Raw genomic sequence first — 18,705 nt, forward strand, 5'->3', positions numbered from 1 at the left:
CAACACGAAGTCGCCCCACGCGTCGCTGGAGACGAGTTGGTAATCCAGCCCGGCGTCCGGCGAGATCGGCCCGAAGACTACGTAGCCTTGCTCCACCGTCGTGCGCAGGCGGCTGTCGGCTTCCGTCGGGTCGAGCCCCAGCAGCTGCTCGAAACGGTTACTGTGCCCGTCGCCGTCAAAGTCAGCTTCGGCGGTTTGGGAGAGGTCGCCGAAGTAAAGCAGCTCCCAGTCGTCCGGAAGTAAATCGGCGTCGCTGTCGGCGTCGATGAAGAGGTAGGCGACATCGCGTGCAGCGCTGAGGTGGCGAATCGAGGGCAGATCCGACGGGGCAAAAAAGCCAAAGTAGTTATAGGAGTGTAGAGGCTCCGTGGTCCCGTCTACGAACACGACCAGAGGTGCCGGCAGGTCGTTGTAACCGGCGAGGTCCATCGTCAGAATTTCTTTGGTAAAAGCGGGGAGGGTGAAGTCGTAGCTTCCGTTGGCAAAGCCATCATCTACCCCTGGCTGGTATGCATTCGGATCAAAAACGACATTCCAGGCGTAGAATTCGCCGCTCTCCGTGAGTGCCCACGCCTGCCCTTGTGCGACGCCTACGTCCTTGACGGTTCCCAGTTGGTAGGGCGGGGTGCGCGGGTGCTCGCTCCAGGTGCTCAGGGTGCCATCATCATGCAGGGCGATGGAATAGAGGCCGTTGGTGGCAGCCTTTTTGACGTTCTGGAGGCCCTCGGGGAGAATTGAAGCGCCCTCGACGTCCGATCCAAGCTCTGCGACCGTGCCATCGGCATAGGTGATCGTGGTGACGTCACCTCCTGCGCTGATAAAGACTGCCGCTCCCCGCGTCGTCGGAAAATCGAGTTGTTGCTTGGAGTTGTCGCCCCAGCCATAGAGAGTGCCGCTCGCATCGAGGGCTACGGAGTGGTTGGTGCCAACGGCTACTTGGACGATGTCGGCCAAGCCTTCCGGCACGTCGGCTTCCCTGTGGGAATTGTTGCCCCATGCGCGTACGGTTCCGTCCATCATGACGGCGAGAGTGGTGCCGTTCCAATCTTCGCTGGCCTGAATATCTCGCACGTCCGTTACGTAAAACGGGAGGTCGATTGTCGTGCCTCCGTTCTCTGCGTATGCTGTAACCGCCGTGCCATTGCTGAGCATCGCCGTACCACCCCATAGTGCGGTGACGTCTGTAAGGCCGTAGAGCGCAGATTCTTCTGCTCCGTTGCCCCAGACGTCGAGAGTTCCGTCGCTGTTCAGGGTGTAAAAGTGCTCGGAAGGGTTTCCATCGGCAGCGCCGATCGCGACGACGTTCTGCAAATTTGGAGGAACTGCTTCGTCGTCGGAGACAACGGTGCCATCGGCCCGGAGAGCGATGAAGTCGGATTCACCAGCGGCAATTGCGATGATTCCGGACACATCTTCAAACGCGGCAACTTCCAGGCCAGTCTTCAGGTCGAAGCTCTTGAGGGTGCCGTCTTTCAGCAGCAGCAACGCAACCTCGTTCTCGTTGATCGCTAAAGTCTGCACCGGCGAGACCTCCAACTGAGGAGGCGTGGTGTGCTGATCAGTCGAAAACGTAATGACGGATCCGTCTTCCCGCACCGCCACTCCGCGGGGGTGCCCCACGGCGATCTCGACCACGTTCTCGCCTTCAATAATCGGGTCCAGAAAATAGCCGTTGGAATCCGTTTTGATCGCCATAACGTTGCCGTTTTTCAGCAACACCAGATGCTGGCCCGAATTTCCCGCGTAGGCCGCGACATTCTCGATCACCGGAAGCCCCAGAAGCTGCGTGTCTTGTGCCCAGCCACCCCAAGCAAATAATTCGCCTTGCTTGCTGAGCGCGAGACCGGGCCCAAAGACCTCCTGAATGTTCGGGTAACGGGGCTTGCGCAAATCCATCGGCACATCTGCGACCTCGCCGAGGGCGAGCGCATCATACGCCGCCAGCGGTGCGGCGGAGGTGAACAGGGCAAAGGCCGAGAGGACCCAGTGGCGGAAGGTGACGGAAGATGTCATGACAGCGCGAATACGGAAAGGATGGTTAGCTGGAGCAGAACGATCTACGCGTAGGGTCGCAACCTTAATTTCTGCCAAGTTATGGCAGTGGCTCTCCACATCGCCCGCACAAAAAAGGAGAGGCGTGGCGGCCTCTCCTTGGGGGGAAACGAAAGTGCAACCGGGCCTCTTACTCTTCGTTGGCGACGGGGTTGGTGAGGCTGCCGATACCTTCGATCTCGATGGTGACGCTGTCGCCGGCCTTGAGCCAGAGAGGGGGCTTGGCGGCCATGCCGACGCCGTGGGGCGTGCCGGTGAGGATGACGGTGCCGGGGACGAGCGTGGTGCTGCCGCTGAGGTAGGAGATGATCTCGGCGACGCTGTAGATCATGTCGTTGGTGTTCCAGTCCTGCACACGCTTGCCGTTGAGCACGGTGGCGATCTTGAGCGACTGCGGGTCCTTCAGCTCGTCGGTCGTCACGAGCACGGGGCCGAGCGGCGCGAAGGTGTCGAAGAACTTGCCGCGGCACCATTGCCCACCGCCCCACTCGATCTGCCAGTCGCGGGCGGAGACGTCGTTGGCGCAGGTGTAGCCGAGCACGTAATCGAGCGCCTCTTCCTTGGAGACGTTCTTGCAGGGCTTGCCGATCACGACGGCCAGCTCGCACTCATAGTCCACCTTTTCGCTCTTGGCGTGGGTGGGGATGAGGATGGGGTCGCCGGGGTGTTGCAGGGTGTTGATACCCTTGACGAAGAGGATGGGGCGCTCGGGGATCTTGGCGCCCGTTTCTTCGGCGTGGTGGCGGTAATTGAGCCCGATGCAGAGGATCTGGCTGGGCACCACGGGCGCGAGCAGCTTGGCGACATCGGCCTTCTCGGCCGTCACCTGATAGGTGCCGTAGACGTCGCCCTGGATGCGTTGGGCGCTGCCGTCGGCGTTTTGGGCACCATAGTGGACGGCGCCGTTCGAGTCCTGGTAGCGGATGATTTTCATATGCTCGGTCTTAAAGGTAGTGGATTATTTGCCGGCGCTCCAGCCTCCATCGATCATCTGGCAAGAGCCTGTGACCATGGCGGAGGCGTCGCTGGCGAGGTAGAGGGCGAGGGCGGCGACTTCGTGCGGCTCGACCATGCGGCCGTTGAGCTGCGTGGCGGCGAGGTCGCGGGCGGCCTTTTCGGGGTCGGGATACTCGGCGATGCGGGCCTTGACGAAGGGCGTCATGACGCGGCCGGGGCAGATCGCATTGAAGCGCACGCCCGTGTGGCTGTGGTCGAGCGCGAGGGACTTGGTGAGGCCGACGACGGCGTGCTTGCTCACGGTGTAGGCCAGGCGGTCGCGCACGGCTACGACGCCGCCGATGGAGGCGAGGTTGATCACGCTGCCTTGGCCGCGCTCCAGCATACCGGGCACGAAGGCCTTGCAGAGATTGAAGGGCCCGCGCACGTTCACCGCGTGGAGGCGGTCGAGGTCGGCGGCACCCGTCTGGAGCAGGTTGCCCACGTGGCCGATGCCCGCGTTGTTCACGAGGATGTCGACCGCGCCCAGCTTCTCGGCCAGCGCGATCGCAGCGGCCTCGTCGGCGACGTCGAGCGTCTCGAACTGGGCCGATCCGCCAGCGTCCTGAATGGCCTGCACTGTCGACTGCCCGGCCTGCGCGTCGCGGTCGACCACGACGACGTGGGCACCTTGGCGCGCGAACAGTTCGGCAATGGCGCGCCCGATCCCGGACCCGGAGCCCGTGACCAGCGCGGTTTTGGAAGTCAGCTCAAACGGCATAAATTCGTTCCGCATTGTGTCGATACAGCTTGGCGCGTTCGGCATCGCTGGCGTTGGCGGCGAGGGCCGCCGTGGCGTCGACCCACTCCTTGAGCGAGGCGGTGAGGGTGCAGACCGGCCAGTCGCCGCCCCACACGAGGCGGTCCCAGCCAAAGCACTCCACCACATGGTCGAACCACGGACGAAGGGTCTCGACCGACCAGCTTGCCGGGTCGGCATAGGCCACGATGCCGCTCACCTTGCATGCGAGCACGTTGGGCAGCTTGGCCAGGCGGGCCATGTCTTCGCGCCACGGGTCCAGCGTGCCGCCCTTGACGTCGGGGATGCCGCAGTGGTCGAGCACGAAGGCCGTATGCGGGCACTGGGCGATCACTTCGGCGGCGATCTTCAACTGGTGGGGCAGGGCGCAGTAGTCAAACGGCAGCCCGTATTGGCCCAGCAGCTGGAGGTTTTCGATAAAGAGGGGCTGCGTCGGCAGGTCGTCGGGCTGGGTGTGCAGCACGCGGCGGATCCCGCTGAGCAGGGGCAATCGGCGCAACGCATCCAGATGTTCCGCAAAGCCCTCCTGCTCCGGGCGGGCATTGGCAATGATGCCGCCGATGATGGGGTAGCGCTCGGCCAGTTGCTGGATCGCGCGGGCCTCGTCGAGCAGGTGCGGCTCGTCCACATCGGCCTCCATAAAGATGGCCTTGCTGATGCCGCAGCCTTTGGCCGCCTCCAGGTAGTCGGTGATGAGGAAGTCGCGGCTCAGCGGCGCAACGCCTTCCGTCCACGAGTAGGGGAACTGGCGGCGGTCCCAGAGGTGCAGGTGGGTGTCGACGAGTTTCATGGGGCGCAGCGGGTGGGGGTTAGTGGCCGGGCGTGCCTTCTTCGACCGGCACCGGGGCGGTGTCGGTGGCTTGGCTACCGAGGTAGTTGCCGTAGGTGATAAGGCCGACCGCGCCAAAGAGCAAGGCTAGCGCAGCCCCCATGCCCGCGAGCGTCTTGGCGCGCGCGCCCTTCCATTCGCCGATCAGCACGCCAAAGCCGCTGCTGAGCAGGATCAGGATGATCATGTGGATCGCCCAGCTCGAGAACTTGAAATCGCCCATCAGCACGTGCCCACGCCCGTAGAAGAAGAATTGGGTGTACCACATCAGTCCCGTCGCGGCGGCGAGCCCGTAGTTGCGCAACAGCTTGCCCTTGGCGGCATCCGGCACCTTGCCGAACTCGCCCCAGCTCCGGTTTTTGTTGGCGAGGATCAGCACGTAAACCACGGTGGTGACAAACGAGCCGTTCATCGCCGTGATGTACTTCACGTTTTCCTGATTCTGACCCGCGCCGAACTGGGCGGCCAGCTCGGCCACCGGATTGGCAGACTCAAGCGCAAAGTTGAAGACGGCGGAGAGCACGCCCGCCAGTACGCAGATCGGCAGGCCGATGTGGGCGTTGAAAGTCGTTTTGGTGCCGTCGGCCGCCAGCTCGTTTTCCTTTCGGAAGCCCGCCACGCCCGTCAGGATCATGGCCACAAAGCCCAGCACGACCCCGCCGATCACGAGCATGCCGCCGTCCTGACTGAGCGTTGCCCCCAACTGGCCCTTGATCAGCGGCATGAAGAGCGTGCCGATGAGGCAGGAAAAGCCGATCGCGATGGCGTAGGTGAGCGAAAACCCGATGTAGCGGATCGAGAGGCCAAAAGCGATGCCGCCTACGCCATAGAGCATGCCGTAGAGGAACGAGTGCAACATGGCGTCTTTGGGCGCTTCGGCCAGCACGGCGAAGAGCTGCCCGTCGGGCACCGAAAAGTAGGCCCCGATCCACGGCAACAACAGCCAGCAGACCATTGCCTGGACCATCCAGTAGGTTTGCCAGCTCCACTTGTGCAGGAATTTTTGGGGCGAGTAGCACAAGGCGGCGCTGGCCGCTCCAACCGTGTGCAAAAGGGTTCCGATCAGTGGGGCATCGTTCATGGGTGAGAAGGAGGGGTGAGAATCAAAATTGCTAAAGAGAGACGAACTGACGGAAGGCGCTCTGGGAGTGCTGAGCTCTGCTCAGATCTGGTTTCGGTGGTGAAGGATCCGCTTGAGACGATTGCGTGGGTGGATCCAGATCGGTGCAGAGCACCGCACTCCCAAAGTAGTTTTCGTGTAAGACCTACAGCCCGAACTCCGCCTCGATCTTGGCCGTATGCTGGCCGACGCGCGGGGCACCGAGGGTAGGGCGGTAGTGCTCGCCGTCGATCGTGATCGGGCAACGGGTGGTGCGCAAGGTCGGGCCGTCTTCGCGCGTCACCTCCATCTCGAATTCGAGGGCCTTGAAGGCGTCCGTCTGCCAGAGGCGCTCCCAGGTGAGCACGTCGGCGCACCAGATGTCGGCGGGCTCGAGGATGCCGAGCCAGTGGGCGGTCGGCTGCGTCTTCAGGTGATCGGCGATGTGCTGCTTGATCGTATCGCGCTGGGTAAACCACGTCTTCTGGTCGGCGAACTGCTCCAGTACGGGCAGGCCGAGCAGCTTGCCCAGCACGGGGATCGAGCCCATCGCGAGGGCCATGTAGCCGTCTTGCGTCTGGTAGATGCCATAAGGGGCACCGAGGTAGGCGTGGCCGTTGTTGACCGCGCTGCGCTTGGGCTGCTTGCCGCCGTCGTTGAGGAAGGTAGACGTGACCTCGAATTGGAGGTCGAGCACCGATTCGAGCAGGCTCACCTCTACCTTGCCGCCCTGGCCGGTAATACCGCGGCGCACGAGGGTGGCGAGGATGCCTTGCACGAGGTGGGCGCTGGCGGTGAGGTCGGCCACCGCGAGGCCAAACGGCATCGGGGGCTGGTCGGCATTGCCATTGAGCCAGACCAGGCCGGAAAGCGATTGCGCGAGCAGGTCTTGCCCGGGTTTTTCGACCCAGGGGCCTTCGCTGCCGTAGCCGGTCACCACGCTATAGACGAGGCGCGGGTTCAGCTCGCGGCACACGTCGTAGCCGAGGCCGATGCGCTCCATCACGCCCGGGCGGAAGTTCTGGATCAGCACGTCGGCCTTGGCGATCAGGTGCTTGATCTTTTCCAGATCGGCCGGGTCCTTGAGGTTGGCGGCGTAGCTCTGCTTGTTGCGGTTGATGCTGTGAAACAGCGTGCTGTCGCCATCCAGCTCCAGATCGGAGATGTAGAGGTGGCGGCAGATGTCGCCCGAGCCGGGGCGCTCGATCTTGATCACGCGCGCGCCGAGGTCGGCCAGACGTGTCGCGGCCCAGGGGCCGGCGAGGAATTGGGCAAAGTCGAGGACGAGCAGTCCTTCCAGTGGCTTCATATACTTAAGCGGTGGCCAGCGTGTGGCGGTAAAGTTCGTTCAGTTCGCGCAAGGCATCGTGCGGCTTCGTCTCGCGACGTAGCGCGCGGTGCAGGATCGGCCCGCCCTCTTCCTGGAAGCGCGTGTAGCCGCAGTAGCGGGGGCGCAGGAACGAGCGGTCGAGCGTCGGCAGCGTATCCTTGAAGTAGTTGTGCGTGATCGCGTTGTTGGTCGCGTTGAGCCAGGCGCTGCGGTGCCCGGGCTGCCCGCCGGCCAGCGTCGAGAGGTGGCGCTGCGTGTTGGCCGAGGCGGCAAACTGGGCGTAGTCCACCGCGATCTTCACGTTCGGGCGCAGGGCCGAAAGCGCGAGCCCGGTGCCGCCGAGGGTCGAATAAAACGGCTGGTTCAGATAAGTCGGCGGCTGGCCAAACTTCAGCAGGTGGTCGGCATAGCCCTTGCGCGCGTAATTGGAATAGCCGTAGGCGAGCGGGCAGTAGGCGATCTGCTGATTGGCCTTCGACGACATGAGGTTCATCGAGTGAATCGGGTTCTGCTGCCACGAAACGGGGTCGCAGGCCTCGATCAGCTCCTGCAGGTCGGCAATCGCCTGCCAGCCGATTTCCTCGGAGATAAAGGTCTCGCTCTGGAACGGCTCTTCGCCGAGGGCCACGCAGAGCGAGTAGAAATTCATCAGGCAGTTGATCGGCACCGCCGGGCACACGACGTGGCCCGCCCGGGCGAGGTCGAGCAGCTCGGCCCAGGTCTGCGGCACCTTGCGGCCCAGCTTGGCCAGCAGGTCTTCGCGCCAGAAGGCAACCGGCGTGGCAGCGTCGATCGCGAGCGCCCACTGGTGGCCTTCGTAGGTGTAGCTCTCGTGGCTCTTGCCCACCTGATTGGCCAACTGGTCGGCCATAAAGCCCTCCGGCATGTGCTCGTCGAGCGCCAGCAGCGGGCGGTGCTTGGCCGCGTAGCCCGAGAACGGGTGGTCGATGATCATGAGGTCGTATTCCTCGGCCAGCTTTTCGACCGGGAACTCCTCGAACGCCTTGAGGGAGCGTTTTTCCCACCGGATTTCGATCTCCGGGTGCATTTCCTGATAACGCTGCGCGGAGGCGACCATCGGCAGATAACCGCGCGAGTGGTCCCAGGTCATACCGCGCAAAATGGTTTTGGCAGAGCTCATATACTTGGAATGGGGGTGGCGCCGTGGGCGCTGGATTCGTAGGCCGCTTCGACGAGGGCCATGGTGCGGGTCGCGTCTTCTGCGCTGGTGGGGAGTTCGGTCGTCTCGCCGTTGGCCACGCGCTGGACGCTCGCCATCGTACCGATAAAGGCATCCGGGAACCAACTGCCCGAGAAGGGCACGGCTTCCCACGGGCCCGCCTTGCCGTCCTTGCCCACGCGGCAGATTTCAAGACTGTCGGGCTCGCCGTGCGGGTAGTTCATCAGCAAGCCGAGGCGCGCCTTGATCGAGCCTTTCGTGCCCTCCCACTTCACGTAGCTCTCCTGGTGGCGGAGGCCGAAGTTGTGCCCGTGGTTGGTCACGATGTTGGCCCGTAGCAGGTTACCGTAGTCGAGCGCCATGTTGGTGCGCGTCGAAGCGAGGTTTTGGGTGGCCGGATGCTGAAGCGTCTTGGCGTAGATGCCCCGCGGCTCGCCGAGAAAGGCGCGGATCAAATCAAGGTAGTGCACGCTGTGGTAGAGGATCTCCACGCGGGGAATGCCTTCGAGGAAAGTCCAGAGCTGCCACGGCATGTAGACCGTCACGCGCACCTCCATGTCGTGGATCTCGCCGATCTCGCCCGCGTCGATCAACTGCTTGGCCGCGAGAATATAGGGGGCGTAGCGTAGCTGGAAGTTGACGGCGGCCACGAGGCGCTTGGCGCGGCAGATCTTCAACAGCTCGCGTGCGTCTGCCAGGTTTTCACCAAAGGGTTTCTGGATCAGGACGTGCGCGCCGTCTGGCAGCTGCTCCAGCACAGTGCCGATCGCGTTGGCCGGCACCGCGAGGTCGTAGACGACATCCTCCGGCGCCTGGGCGATGGCGTTGCCCAAGTCGCGGTAGATGTGCGGAATGTTGAAGCTCGCCGCCAGTCGCTTGGCCTTCACCTCATTCAGATCGAAGACGCCATGGACGGGGAACTCTGCCGCCTGATAGGCCGGGAGGTGGGCATCGCGGACAATGCCTCCGGCCCCGATGACGACAATCGGGCGCAGGCGCTGCGGCAAGGTGGGGCAAGGAGTGGGGAGACGGGGCATTTTATTTGCAAAAACAAGATTTATATATGAAAAGACGCAAGCCTCAAAAATGAGTACCCCCGACTATCGCGTGCCTGCCCTCGAAAAGGGGCTGGATATCCTCGAAGCCCTGGCCGCTGCCTCCATCCCCCAATCGTTGACGGATCTCGCTACCCGCCTCGATCGCAGCCCCAGCGCGCTCTTTCGCATGCTCAATTGCCTGGAACGCCGCCACTACGTGATGCGCGACCCTGTCTCCGGCAAATACATCCTCTCGCTCAAGCTCTACGCCCTTGCGCACACGCACTCCCCTGTCGAGGCGCTGATCCGCGCGGCCCGCCGCCCCATGCAAGAGCTCTCCGAAGCGGTGCGCGAGTCCTGCCACCTCAGCGTGCTCGACCACGGTCAGCTCCTCGTCGTGCAGCAGCAAGACAGCCCCGAGCCGGTGCGTATCTCCATCGAGATCGGCGGGGTCTTCGATGCAGCAGCCACGCTCTCCGGTCGGCTGCTGCTCTCGCGCCTGCCCGCCGAGCGCCGGGCCGAAGCCCTTGCGTCCTCGCCTATTTACACCGGTTGGAGCAGCCGCGAGCGCCAAAACTTTGAAGCGGGCCTCGCCGAGATGGCGACGAAGGCCTTTGTCGCGGTGCAGGACGAAACTGTGGAAGGTGTCGACGACCTCGCCGCCGGCGTCGGGGGAGGGCAGGGGCCCTGGCACGCCGCCCTTACCATTACCCGCTTTCGCCGCCCCGGCGCCGCCTCCCGCCAGCCAGAGCTGGAGCAGCAACTCCTGCACGCCGCCCAGGAAATTACCACCCAACTCGGAATCGCTTTATGACCCCCACATCCTTCGAAGCCTACCAGATCGGCACCAGCCGCACCTCCACCGGCCGTACCATCACCGAAGCCGACATCATCCTCCACGCGGGCCAGACCGGCGACTTTTACCCCCACCACATGGATGCCGAGTGGTGCAAGACGCAGGACTTCAAGCAACGCATCGCCCACGGCACCCTCATCTTCAGCGTCGCCGTCGGCCTCACCGCCGGTGAAATAAATCCGCTCGCCTTCTCCTATGGCTATGACCGCCTGCGCTTTATCAAACCGGTCTTCATTGGCGACACCATCACGGCAAAATGTACGGTGAAAGAGAAAAAAGACCATAAACGTCCCGAGTACGGGGTCGTTATAGAAGGGGTGGAAGCGATCAACCAGCGTGGCGAAACCGTGCTGGTGGCCGACCACCTCCTCCTCGTGCAAAGAGAAAATGTTGCATCGTGACGTGAAAAAAGCTTCTATTTCAGCGTCTGGATGAAAAAACTGCCTTTTGTTTGCTGAACACTTTTCCCTCCGCGTCGTGGCGTCTCGAACCACCGGCGAGCCGATTGTAAAAACGGTCGGTAAGCTTGGCCCTCCGAGACGCTACTTCTGTTTTTCTACTCCCCTAGATGACCGGTGAATCCACCAATTCCGTGGTTGACACTGGTATTTCATGAAACATAACTAGTGCCATAACTTATTTCATATGAAATAAGTGGCCCCCCGAAACGCAATACCCCTCCCCTTTCCCCAAGATGAAGTTCCGATCCGCTTCGAAGTCGGCTGAGCTGGCTAAGTCTGCCTCGTGTTTCCGTCACTTGATGTGCGGAGCCTCGCGAGGTCTGGTTTACCTGCTGGCCGGGTCATCCCTGTTCTCCGCTGTCTCTGCGCAAGATACCTCCACTGCTCCGGCACCCGAGGCCTCTGCGCAAGCCCCCACTGGTTCCGGCGAAATCCGCGGCCGCGTCTTCAACGCGGAAACGGGTCGCGCTGTCAGCCGGGCTATCGTCACCATCGACGGGACCTCCCGCCAGACGCTGACGAACGACTTCGGTGAATACTCGTTCTACAATGTCCCCTCTGGGCCCGTTCGCGTTCGCGTGAGCTTTACCGGTCGCGACCCGCTCTACCGCACGGTGGAAGTGCCGGTCGACGGTTCCGCCCAAAGCGACTTTACCTTCTCCGCCCCCACCGCGAGCGGTGAAGACGATGAGACGGTCTACGAGCTCGATGCTTTTGTGGTGCGCGCCAGCGACTACCAGACCGCCAGCCAGATTGCGATCCAGCAGGAGCGCACGGCGCTGACGCAGCGGAACGTCGTCGACACGGACGCCTTCGGCATTGTGCCGGACGGTAACGTAGGCGAGTTCATCAAGTTCATGCCAGGTGTGCAGGTGAATTACGGCCAAGGATATTCCAGCGGCGCTGATGCGTCGAGCGTCTCGGTTCGCGGCCTTTCTTCGAGCCAGATTCCGATCACGGTCGACGGTTTGCCGATTTCTTCCTCCGTCCCGGGCTCCCTGACTCGTGAAGTGGCACTCGATACCCTTTCGATCAATAATGCCGCCCGCGTTGAAGTGATCAAGGTGCCTACGCCTGACCAGCCGAATGCCTCCATCGGCGGTACTGTGAACCTCGTCTCCAAGTCAGCCTTCGAATATCCGAAGCCCACGCTCCGTTTTCGAATCTGGCTGACGGTGAATTCGGAGAATTTTGACGATTTTTGGAAGAAGACCCCCGGGCCGGCAGATGAAAAGACCTACAAGGCGCTCCCCGGTGCTGAGTTGTCTTACGCCTACCCGGTAACGGACACTTTTGGTTTCACCGTCAACCTGGCCCAGTCCAACAGCTTCAACCCTGGGACCTCGGCCAAGACAGATTATAAGTTTGATGGGAATCGCGAGCTCGGGCCATACGTTAATGCTGATGGCACTGTTATCGGTGATCTGCGCGAGGATAAAGGCGGCACCGGAGGTGTCTTTGGCGACGCCGCCCACCCCTACCTGAATACGATTTCGGTTACGGATACTCCCCGGTCCTCGACGCGTACCTCTGGAAGCTTGAAGCTCGACTGGCGCCCTATTGAAGGGCATTTGCTGACGTTCAATATCCAGCACTCTATTTACGAATCTCGCGAGGCCGCTCGGCGTTTCCAGATGTCCGCTGAAACTGACCGCGGGGTTATTAGCTTCGGTCCCGACCACATGGTCAGCGATGTGTACAGTGGAAGTTCGGGGATCGATGTTGAATCGCTAGACCGCGAGGGGGATGCTACCTCCGGCTATGTCCGCTGGAAGTATACAAAAGGCCCGTGGGACGCAGAAGCCACCGCGAGCTATTCCCTTTCCAATGGTAGCTTGGATAGTAGCGGCAACGGACACTTTTCGAATGCCGAGCTGTCGATGGGAAATGTGTATCTGGCGCGCTTTGCGGATATCGACGACGGGCTCCCAGGCACCGTCGAGTATTATGGCCTTACTGAAGGAGTCCCTGCTCCTTATCCTTCGAATAGCGCTGCCCGCAAGGAACTCGCGAATCCTGCTCGACTGTCGGAACTGGTTGATCAAGGGGTGCTCTACCGGTTGGACCCAACAAAGCTGAGTTCCTATGAACTCGAGAGCGGCTATAATCCCAATAATCCGGCAGCGGGTAGCCTCGTTGTCAAAACGGGCCAGAGCGAAAGCCGTACTACAATCAAGACCTATAAAGCCGATTTGCGTCGTGAGCTCGACTTTATCCCCCTTGATTTCGTGAATCTGGCGGCTAAAGTCGGTGTATATCGCGAAGAGCGTGAAGACGAAAAATGGGGCGAAGGCGTGGGACGTCGATTTGCCTATGTCGGGTCAGGGCTTTCTCCGGAGGATTTCCGCGACACGGAATATGTCGGAATCGACCCCGGCTTTGGCTTTGAGCCGCGTGAATGGCTAGATGTCTATAAGCTTTACGATTATTATCAGGATAATCCTACTGCGTTTGATGATACGGATGACCGGCCAGTGTGGGATGGGCAACAATATACGCCCTCTCTTGCCGCACAGAACTGGGACACTTACGTAACTCAGCAAAAGTCGATAAAGGAAACCAAGGATGATTATTATTTCCAGCTCGAAAGTAACTGGTTTGATAATCGCCTGACAATCGTTGGAGGCTTTAGGCAATCATCATACGAACGTGAAGGCCGCGTCCCTTATCGTAACGGTAGCTGGAAAGAACTCCGGATAAGGCAAGATGAAGATGGTGACGGTTGGTGGGATCCGATCCCCGCTGTTTACAAGCCGGACCTGTCGCCCGTTTCTTTCGCGGATTATACGTCTGCAGGAAGGGATGCAGCCTTTTTCTATAATCCCACAATTTACAATTCCCCAGTGCTTTATACTGACCCCAACGGGACGGGAGAGCAGATCTCGATGCGTGAATATCTTGATCGGTTTGATGTGGTTTATAATACGCCTACCGATATGGAAGCGGAGCCTTTCGATCCGGCAAACCCTCTGGATGTAAATCGTCAGAGGATTGCGCGGGCAAAGTATGTGCCTGGGCGAGAGGTTGGTGGTAAAGTGAAGACTGATCCGTCGCCGATTATCAGCAGCAGTTATGACCTGACCGACAAGATTACGCTCCGTGCCGCGTGGTCTAAGGTGAACGGTATGCCGGAAATTGAAGGTGCCAAAGGTCTTGTTCGTGAATTCAGAATCGACGACAAGCCCTTGGGAGAGTCGGGTAATATTGTGATCCCTAATCGCAACCTTGAGCCCGAAATTTCCGAAAATTGGGACTTTAGTATCTCCTACTATACCGATAATGGCGGTAAAATTACCCTGAGTTACTTTATGAAAGAGGTAACCAATAATTCTACCGATTTGGTCTATTACCTTGGGTATACAGAGAATGAGGCTGCAGCACGGGCCTTGGCAGAATCTTTTGGTGTGCCGTTTGAATCCCGCTACTATAGCGATAACTGGGCCATTAAGACACCAGTGAATATCGATACACCGCAAAAGACTCGCGGTTACGAAATCGAAGTTCAACAAAGCTTGGGAATCTTGGGCGACTGGGGAAAGAATATCCAGATCTACGCCAGTATGTCGGACCAAGATACGGATGAGATCGAACAAGTTGTGGTCCTTTCCAACAATCCTAATGTTGATCCTGATCCAGTGACACCGTCTACATCGTTTAGTAGTGAACAGTCTAACCTTGCCATTAACGGCGGGTTGAATTGGGCGATCTGGCGCTTTACTACTCGTGTAAACGTTGCGTGGCGTGACGAGAAAATTACCCGAACCGCGGAAGCCTACTTGTTCCCGGATCCGTTGGTAGATGATAAAACGGAGGAAAACAGAACTCCCATTTACTTCTATGAGCCTGCGCGCACGACAGTTGATTTGACTGTTAGCTACCGTTTCTGGAAAGAATACTACTTAAGCGTATCGGGCCGTAATATTACTAACGCGGAGCATGAGAGCTACGTCCGCGGTCCTGATCTCCCCGATTATGCGCATACTATCGAACGTTCCAAGTATGGTGTGATGTGGACGGTCGGTATCAGCGGCACGTTCTAAAGTTCTGCGGCAACGCGACGTTTAGCCCATGCAATTCAGTCTTCAAAACTTCCGATCTCTTCAACGTCTGGCGACCTTGGGTTGCCTGCTGACGATGGCCGCCTGTGCGAATGTGCAGGCGGTTGAGAGCCCCGCCGCAGATCCTTATGCGGCGGTGGCCCAGGGGCGGGCCGAAAAGATCGTGGCAAAGATCGAGCTTGATCGCGCCACGGCCGAGGCCGTCACTGAAATCGTCTCCCAGCAATACCAGGCCCTGAACAAGGTGCATGAAGCCCGCGATCAGGCGATCGCCGCCGTCCGTGAAAAGGCGGCGGGGCATCCCGACATGGTCGAGGCGGCCGTCAAGGCGATCGAGGCGGAGGCGAATGAAGAACTGTATGCGCTGAACGTCGCTTACAACGCCAGCCTGGCTGGCTATCTCAATGGCGAACAGGTAGATGCGGTCAAGGATGGTATGACTTATGGCCGCATGCCGCGCGACGTGGGCGTGTTTGACGCCATGTTGCCGGACCTGACGCCGGAGCAGCGCGCGCAAATCTACAGCTGGATCTGGGAGGCGCGCGAACATGCCATCACCGCCGGTTCTTCGAATGAGAAGCACTGGTGGTTTGATAAATACCGGGGGCGGATCAACAACTACCTCGCGCAGGCCGGTTACGACTTGAAGCAGGCCGAGGCAGAGTGGCTGGAGCGCGAACGCGCCAAGAAGAGCCGCTAGTTACCCGCCCCTTACCCCTTTATGTTCTACTCCCCCGCAAAGTTGAAAAACCTGGGATGGCTCTTCGTCCTCGGGGTAACTGCAGCACCCGTGATGGCTCAATATCCGACCATCACGGAAGATGTGGCAGCCGAATCGGCCAAGCGCCAGGAAGCAGCCGACCGTCGATCTGACGAGGCCTGGGAAAAGGCGTTGCCGGTGGTGAAGGAATGGGCGGCCAAGGGTAAGCCCTATATCCCGTTTGCCACCAACCCGCGAGATCTCCCGCAAGCCGATATCCCGGCCTTTCCGGGAGCAGAGGGCGGCGGCATGTATGCCTTTGGCGGTCGCGGCGGCCAAGTCTACGTGGTGACGAACCTCAACGACAGTGGCCCCGGCAGCTTCCGTGAAGCGTGCGAGGCCGGTGGCCCGCGCATCGTGGTTTTCAACGTGGCGGGGATTATCCAACTAAAGGAGCGCATCCGCATCCGCGCGCCCTACATCACCATTGCGGGCAATACGGCCCCGGGCGATGGCGTGTGCATTGCGGGTGATACGGTGGAGCTGGAGACGCACGACGTCGTCATCCGCCACATGCGTTTCCGCCGTGGCGCCACTTGGGTGGGCGACCGCAACGACTCGATCGGCGGCAACCCCATTGGCAACATCATGATCGACCACGTCTCCACGAGCTGGGGGCTGGACGAAAACATGTCGATGTATCGCCACGTCTACCATCCAGACGGCGACCGCAGCACTTCTGGCATCAAGCTGCCGACCGTCAACCTCACGATCCAGAACTCGATCTCCAGCGAAGCGCTCGACACTTACCACCACGCCTTCGGCAGCACCATCGGCGGCTACAACAGCACGTTTCACCACAACCTGTGGGCGAATAATACGGGCCGCAACGCCAGCGTGGGGATGATTTTCGACTTCACCTTTATCAACAACACGATCTTCAACTGGAAGCATCGGACGACCGACGGCGGCGATCATCGTAGCTATTACACGATGATCAACAATTACTACAAGCCCGGCCCCGCCACCAACGACGGGCCCATCCAGTATCGTGTCATCAAGCCTGAAGCACGTCGCAGCAAGCACTTCAACGACGACTTCGGTCGCGTCTACGCAGCCGGCAACGTCATCGAGGGCTACCCGGAGGTGACGGCAGACAACTGGAACGGCGGCGTGCAGCTCGAAAGCGGATACGAAAACCCGGAGAAGCTGCTTGCGGACATCCGCACCGACCGCCCTTACCCGCACTCCTACGTCTCCATCCAACCCGCTGAGCTGGCTTACGAGTGGGTGCTGCGCAACGCGGGGGCTACCTTGCCCAAGCGCGACCCGGTGGACGAGCGCGTCATCGAGATGGTCCGCAGCGGCAAAGTGGGCTACCAAGACGGCATCATTACCGACATTGCTCAAGTGGGGGGCTATCCGGAATACAAGGGCGAGCCTTATCAGGATTCCGACGGCGACGGCATCCCCGACGAGTGGGAGCTGAAGTATGGCCTCGACCCGCACGACCCCAGCGATGCCAGCCAAGACCTCAATGGCAATGGCTACGCCAACATCGAGGAGTGGATCAACGGTCGCGACCCCTCTGCGCCGCCAGCCCCGATCTGCACGCCCCATACCTATCAGGACCTTTTTTGGGGCACCAAGCTTTAGCAATGCACGGAGGCGTTCGCTGGCTTCAGGCGCCCTCCTGCGTTCGACGATCTTAGTACGCACAGTCAGGATAGTGAACGGGGGCTTCGGCCCCCTGCTTTTTTCCGACCTCATCTGACCTCACCTATCTTCAAGACCATGGCTTCATCCCCTTCTTCCTTTTTCTCGCGTCGTCGTTTCCTTGGCACCGTCGCCCTCGGTGCGGCTGGCGGCGCTTTGGCTTCTCGCCTCCACGCCGAAACTCCGGCGGCTTGCTGCGCCCCGCAAGACAAGGCGTGCTGCGACGGCGACATGGCCTGCTGTGCCGACGACGCCCCGCGCTACCAGGTGGCTGTCTGCGACTGGATGATCCTCAAGCGCCAGAAGCTCAGCGCCTTCCCTCGCACGGTCGAGATCGGCGCCGATGGCCTGGAGCTGGACATGGGGGGCCTTGGTAACCGCCCCACCTTCGACTCCAAGCTGCTGGACCCGATCGACCGCCGCAAGTTCCTCGACGCCGTGAAGGAGTACAACATCAAGATCAGCTCGATCGCGATGTCTGGCTTCTACGCGCAGGATTTCGCGACCCGTGAGATTCGCCCGATGCTGGAGGACACCATCAACACGATGAACCTGATGGGCGTGAAGGTCGCCTTCCTGCCCCTCGGTGTGCAGGGCGACTTGAACCAGCACCCGGAGAAGCGCCCCGCCATCGTCGAACGCCTCAAGCTGGCCGGTGAGATGGCTGAAGCCGCCAACGTGGTGATCGGGATCGAGAGCGCGCTTGACGCCCAAGGCGAAAAGGAGCTGCTCGACGACGTCGGCTCCAAGGCGATCCGCAGCTACTTCAATTTTGCCAATCCGCTCCAGGCGGGCCGCGATCTGATCAGCGAGTTGAAGATCCTCGGCAAGGAATACATCTGCCAGATCCATGCGACCGATGAGGACCGGGTGTGGCTCGAAAACAACGATCGCCTCGATCTGGTGGCTGTGAAGAAAGCCCTCGACGAGATGGGCTGGAGTGGCTGGCTCGTGCTCGAGCGCTCGCGCGATGCCAACAACCCGCGCGACGTGGTGGGCAACTTCGGGGCAAATGCGCGTTACGTGAAGAAGATCTTCCAAAGCTAGTCGACGCACCCCTCTTGCATCCCTGCTTTTTCGCGGCTATCATCGAGGTATGATCAGCCGCGTTTTTCTTTTACTGGGGGCCTTGTGCCCCGCCGCCTGGGGCGCTCAGGCGCTGGAAGTTTCCATCCCCGAGGCCAAGGAGTTTCGGGATTTTACCCTCCGCGGGCAGACGGAAGAGAACACCGCTATCGTCTTCGAGAAAAACCTCCACCGCTATTGGGACAACTACGTCGCCGACGAGTGGCCGGAGGGTTATGCGCTCGATCTTGAGTTTACTGAAATCGACCTTGGGGGCGAGATGGCGATGGGTAACCCCGATGAGCGTTCGGGCAACTTCCCGCCCTTTATCCGCCTGCAGTACGAGTTGAGGGGACCCGATGGTGAGGTGGTCAAGGAGGGCAAGAAGTCTCTGCGGGAGGCCACTGCCACGACGCTGCGGGCGCGCCGGATCGGCACGGATATGGTCTTTCGCTACGAGTTTGCCATGATCCACGAGTGGCTGGAGAACGACCTGCTCAAGCAGATCAAAAAAGATCGGGCGTAGAGGGGGCGGATGCTCTCCACAAAAAACGCCGCTCCCGAGA

Annotated in this window: 15 protein-coding genes; 7 read left to right on the top strand and 8 right to left on the bottom strand. The window is 60.6% G+C overall.

Annotated elements, in window-relative coordinates; all coding sequences use genetic code 11:
* The 8 genes from Q7P63_01730 to Q7P63_01765 form a co-directional block, all read right to left on the bottom strand.
* On the bottom strand, positions 1-2,013 hold a 2,013-nt coding region (locus tag Q7P63_01730), incomplete at its 3' end, for a hypothetical protein (GenBank protein ID MDP0498794.1).
* Positions 2,014-2,182: 169 nt separating this feature from the next.
* Positions 2,183-2,986 (bottom strand): fumarylacetoacetate hydrolase family protein, encoded by an 804-nt coding sequence (locus Q7P63_01735; GenBank protein ID MDP0498795.1) that lies wholly within the window; start codon positions 2,984-2,986, stop codon positions 2,183-2,185.
* 24 nt (positions 2,987-3,010) lie between these two features.
* Complete coding sequence (locus Q7P63_01740; protein MDP0498796.1) at positions 3,011-3,784, bottom strand: SDR family oxidoreductase; 774 nt, start codon at positions 3,782-3,784, stop codon at positions 3,011-3,013.
* On the bottom strand, positions 3,759-4,598 hold the full coding sequence (locus tag Q7P63_01745; protein ID MDP0498797.1) for an amidohydrolase: 840 nt from the start codon (positions 4,596-4,598) through the stop codon (positions 3,759-3,761). Before Q7P63_01745 ends, Q7P63_01740 begins: the two co-directional genes overlap by 26 nt.
* A gap of 19 nt (positions 4,599-4,617) precedes the next feature.
* The gene (locus Q7P63_01750; GenBank protein ID MDP0498798.1) at positions 4,618-5,718 is read right to left on the bottom strand and encodes an L-rhamnose/proton symporter RhaT; all 1,101 of its coding nucleotides are present in this window, start codon (positions 5,716-5,718) and stop codon (positions 4,618-4,620) included.
* Between the two features lie 184 nt (positions 5,719-5,902).
* Positions 5,903-7,045 carry a CaiB/BaiF CoA-transferase family protein gene (locus Q7P63_01755; protein ID MDP0498799.1) on the bottom strand — a complete coding sequence of 381 codons (1,143 nt, stop codon included), beginning with the start codon at positions 7,043-7,045 and terminating at the stop codon, positions 5,903-5,905.
* A 4-nt stretch (positions 7,046-7,049) separates the two neighbouring features.
* Positions 7,050-8,207, bottom strand: coding sequence for an ABC transporter substrate-binding protein (locus tag Q7P63_01760; GenBank protein ID MDP0498800.1), 1,158 nt, complete (start codon positions 8,205-8,207; stop codon positions 7,050-7,052).
* The gene (locus tag Q7P63_01765) at positions 8,204-9,283 is read right to left on the bottom strand and encodes a Gfo/Idh/MocA family oxidoreductase (protein MDP0498801.1); all 1,080 of its coding nucleotides are present in this window, start codon (positions 9,281-9,283) and stop codon (positions 8,204-8,206) included. The genes Q7P63_01760 and Q7P63_01765 overlap by 4 nt, the downstream gene beginning before the upstream one ends.
* Before the next feature lie 49 nt (positions 9,284-9,332).
* Between Q7P63_01765 and Q7P63_01770 the strand changes: the two genes are divergently transcribed.
* From Q7P63_01770 to Q7P63_01800, 7 genes are all read left to right on the top strand, one after another.
* Positions 9,333-10,097, top strand: a complete 765-nt coding sequence (locus tag Q7P63_01770; GenBank protein ID MDP0498802.1) for an IclR family transcriptional regulator — start codon at positions 9,333-9,335, stop codon at positions 10,095-10,097.
* Entirely contained in the window at positions 10,094-10,540 is a 447-nt protein-coding gene (locus tag Q7P63_01775; GenBank protein MDP0498803.1) for a MaoC/PaaZ C-terminal domain-containing protein, read from the top strand. Before Q7P63_01770 ends, Q7P63_01775 begins: the two co-directional genes overlap by 4 nt.
* A gap of 293 nt (positions 10,541-10,833) precedes the next feature.
* Positions 10,834-14,640, top strand: coding sequence for a TonB-dependent receptor (locus Q7P63_01780; protein ID MDP0498804.1), 3,807 nt, complete (start codon positions 10,834-10,836; stop codon positions 14,638-14,640).
* Between the two features lie 28 nt (positions 14,641-14,668).
* The gene (locus Q7P63_01785) at positions 14,669-15,358 is read left to right on the top strand and encodes a DUF3826 domain-containing protein (protein ID MDP0498805.1); all 690 of its coding nucleotides are present in this window, start codon (positions 14,669-14,671) and stop codon (positions 15,356-15,358) included.
* Between the two features lie 93 nt (positions 15,359-15,451).
* On the top strand, positions 15,452-17,014 hold the full coding sequence (locus tag Q7P63_01790; protein MDP0498806.1) for a polysaccharide lyase: 1,563 nt from the start codon (positions 15,452-15,454) through the stop codon (positions 17,012-17,014).
* Positions 17,015-17,305: 291 nt separating this feature from the next.
* On the top strand, positions 17,306-18,121 hold the full coding sequence (locus tag Q7P63_01795) for a sugar phosphate isomerase/epimerase family protein (protein ID MDP0498807.1): 816 nt from the start codon (positions 17,306-17,308) through the stop codon (positions 18,119-18,121).
* Positions 18,122-18,170: 49 nt separating this feature from the next.
* Positions 18,171-18,665, top strand: a complete 495-nt coding sequence (locus Q7P63_01800) for a DUF3016 domain-containing protein (GenBank protein ID MDP0498808.1) — start codon at positions 18,171-18,173, stop codon at positions 18,663-18,665.
* Positions 18,666-18,705 lie beyond the last annotated feature (40 nt).

Source organism: Verrucomicrobiota bacterium JB022 (assembly GCA_030673845.1).
Classification (GTDB): domain Bacteria; phylum Verrucomicrobiota; class Verrucomicrobiia; order Opitutales; family Oceanipulchritudinaceae; genus WOUP01.

Excerpts from the sequence above, each read along its gene's own strand:
- Q7P63_01765 (MDP0498801.1), bottom strand. The coding sequence starts at position 9,283 with ATGCCCCGTCTCCCCACTCCTTGCCCCACCTTGCCGCAGCGCCTGCGC.
- Q7P63_01770 (MDP0498802.1), top strand. The coding sequence starts at position 9,333 with ATGAGTACCCCCGACTATCGCGTGCCTGCCCTCGAAAAGGGGCTGGAT.
- Q7P63_01775 (MDP0498803.1), top strand. The coding sequence starts at position 10,094 with ATGACCCCCACATCCTTCGAAGCCTACCAGATCGGCACCAGCCGCACC.
- Q7P63_01740 (MDP0498796.1), bottom strand. The coding sequence starts at position 3,784 with ATGCGGAACGAATTTATGCCGTTTGAGCTGACTTCCAAAACCGCGCTG.
- Q7P63_01760 (MDP0498800.1), bottom strand. The coding sequence starts at position 8,207 with ATGAGCTCTGCCAAAACCATTTTGCGCGGTATGACCTGGGACCACTCG.
- Q7P63_01745 (MDP0498797.1), bottom strand. The coding sequence starts at position 4,598 with ATGAAACTCGTCGACACCCACCTGCACCTCTGGGACCGCCGCCAGTTC.
- Q7P63_01800 (MDP0498808.1), top strand. The coding sequence starts at position 18,171 with ATGATCAGCCGCGTTTTTCTTTTACTGGGGGCCTTGTGCCCCGCCGCC.
- Q7P63_01795 (MDP0498807.1), top strand. The coding sequence starts at position 17,306 with ATGGCCTGCTGTGCCGACGACGCCCCGCGCTACCAGGTGGCTGTCTGC.
- Q7P63_01780 (MDP0498804.1), top strand. The coding sequence starts at position 10,834 with ATGAAGTTCCGATCCGCTTCGAAGTCGGCTGAGCTGGCTAAGTCTGCC.
- Q7P63_01735 (MDP0498795.1), bottom strand. The coding sequence starts at position 2,986 with ATGAAAATCATCCGCTACCAGGACTCGAACGGCGCCGTCCACTATGGT.
- Q7P63_01750 (MDP0498798.1), bottom strand. The coding sequence starts at position 5,718 with ATGAACGATGCCCCACTGATCGGAACCCTTTTGCACACGGTTGGAGCG.
- Q7P63_01785 (MDP0498805.1), top strand. The coding sequence starts at position 14,669 with ATGCAATTCAGTCTTCAAAACTTCCGATCTCTTCAACGTCTGGCGACC.
- Q7P63_01755 (MDP0498799.1), bottom strand. The coding sequence starts at position 7,045 with ATGAAGCCACTGGAAGGACTGCTCGTCCTCGACTTTGCCCAATTCCTC.
- Q7P63_01790 (MDP0498806.1), top strand. The coding sequence starts at position 15,452 with ATGGCTCAATATCCGACCATCACGGAAGATGTGGCAGCCGAATCGGCC.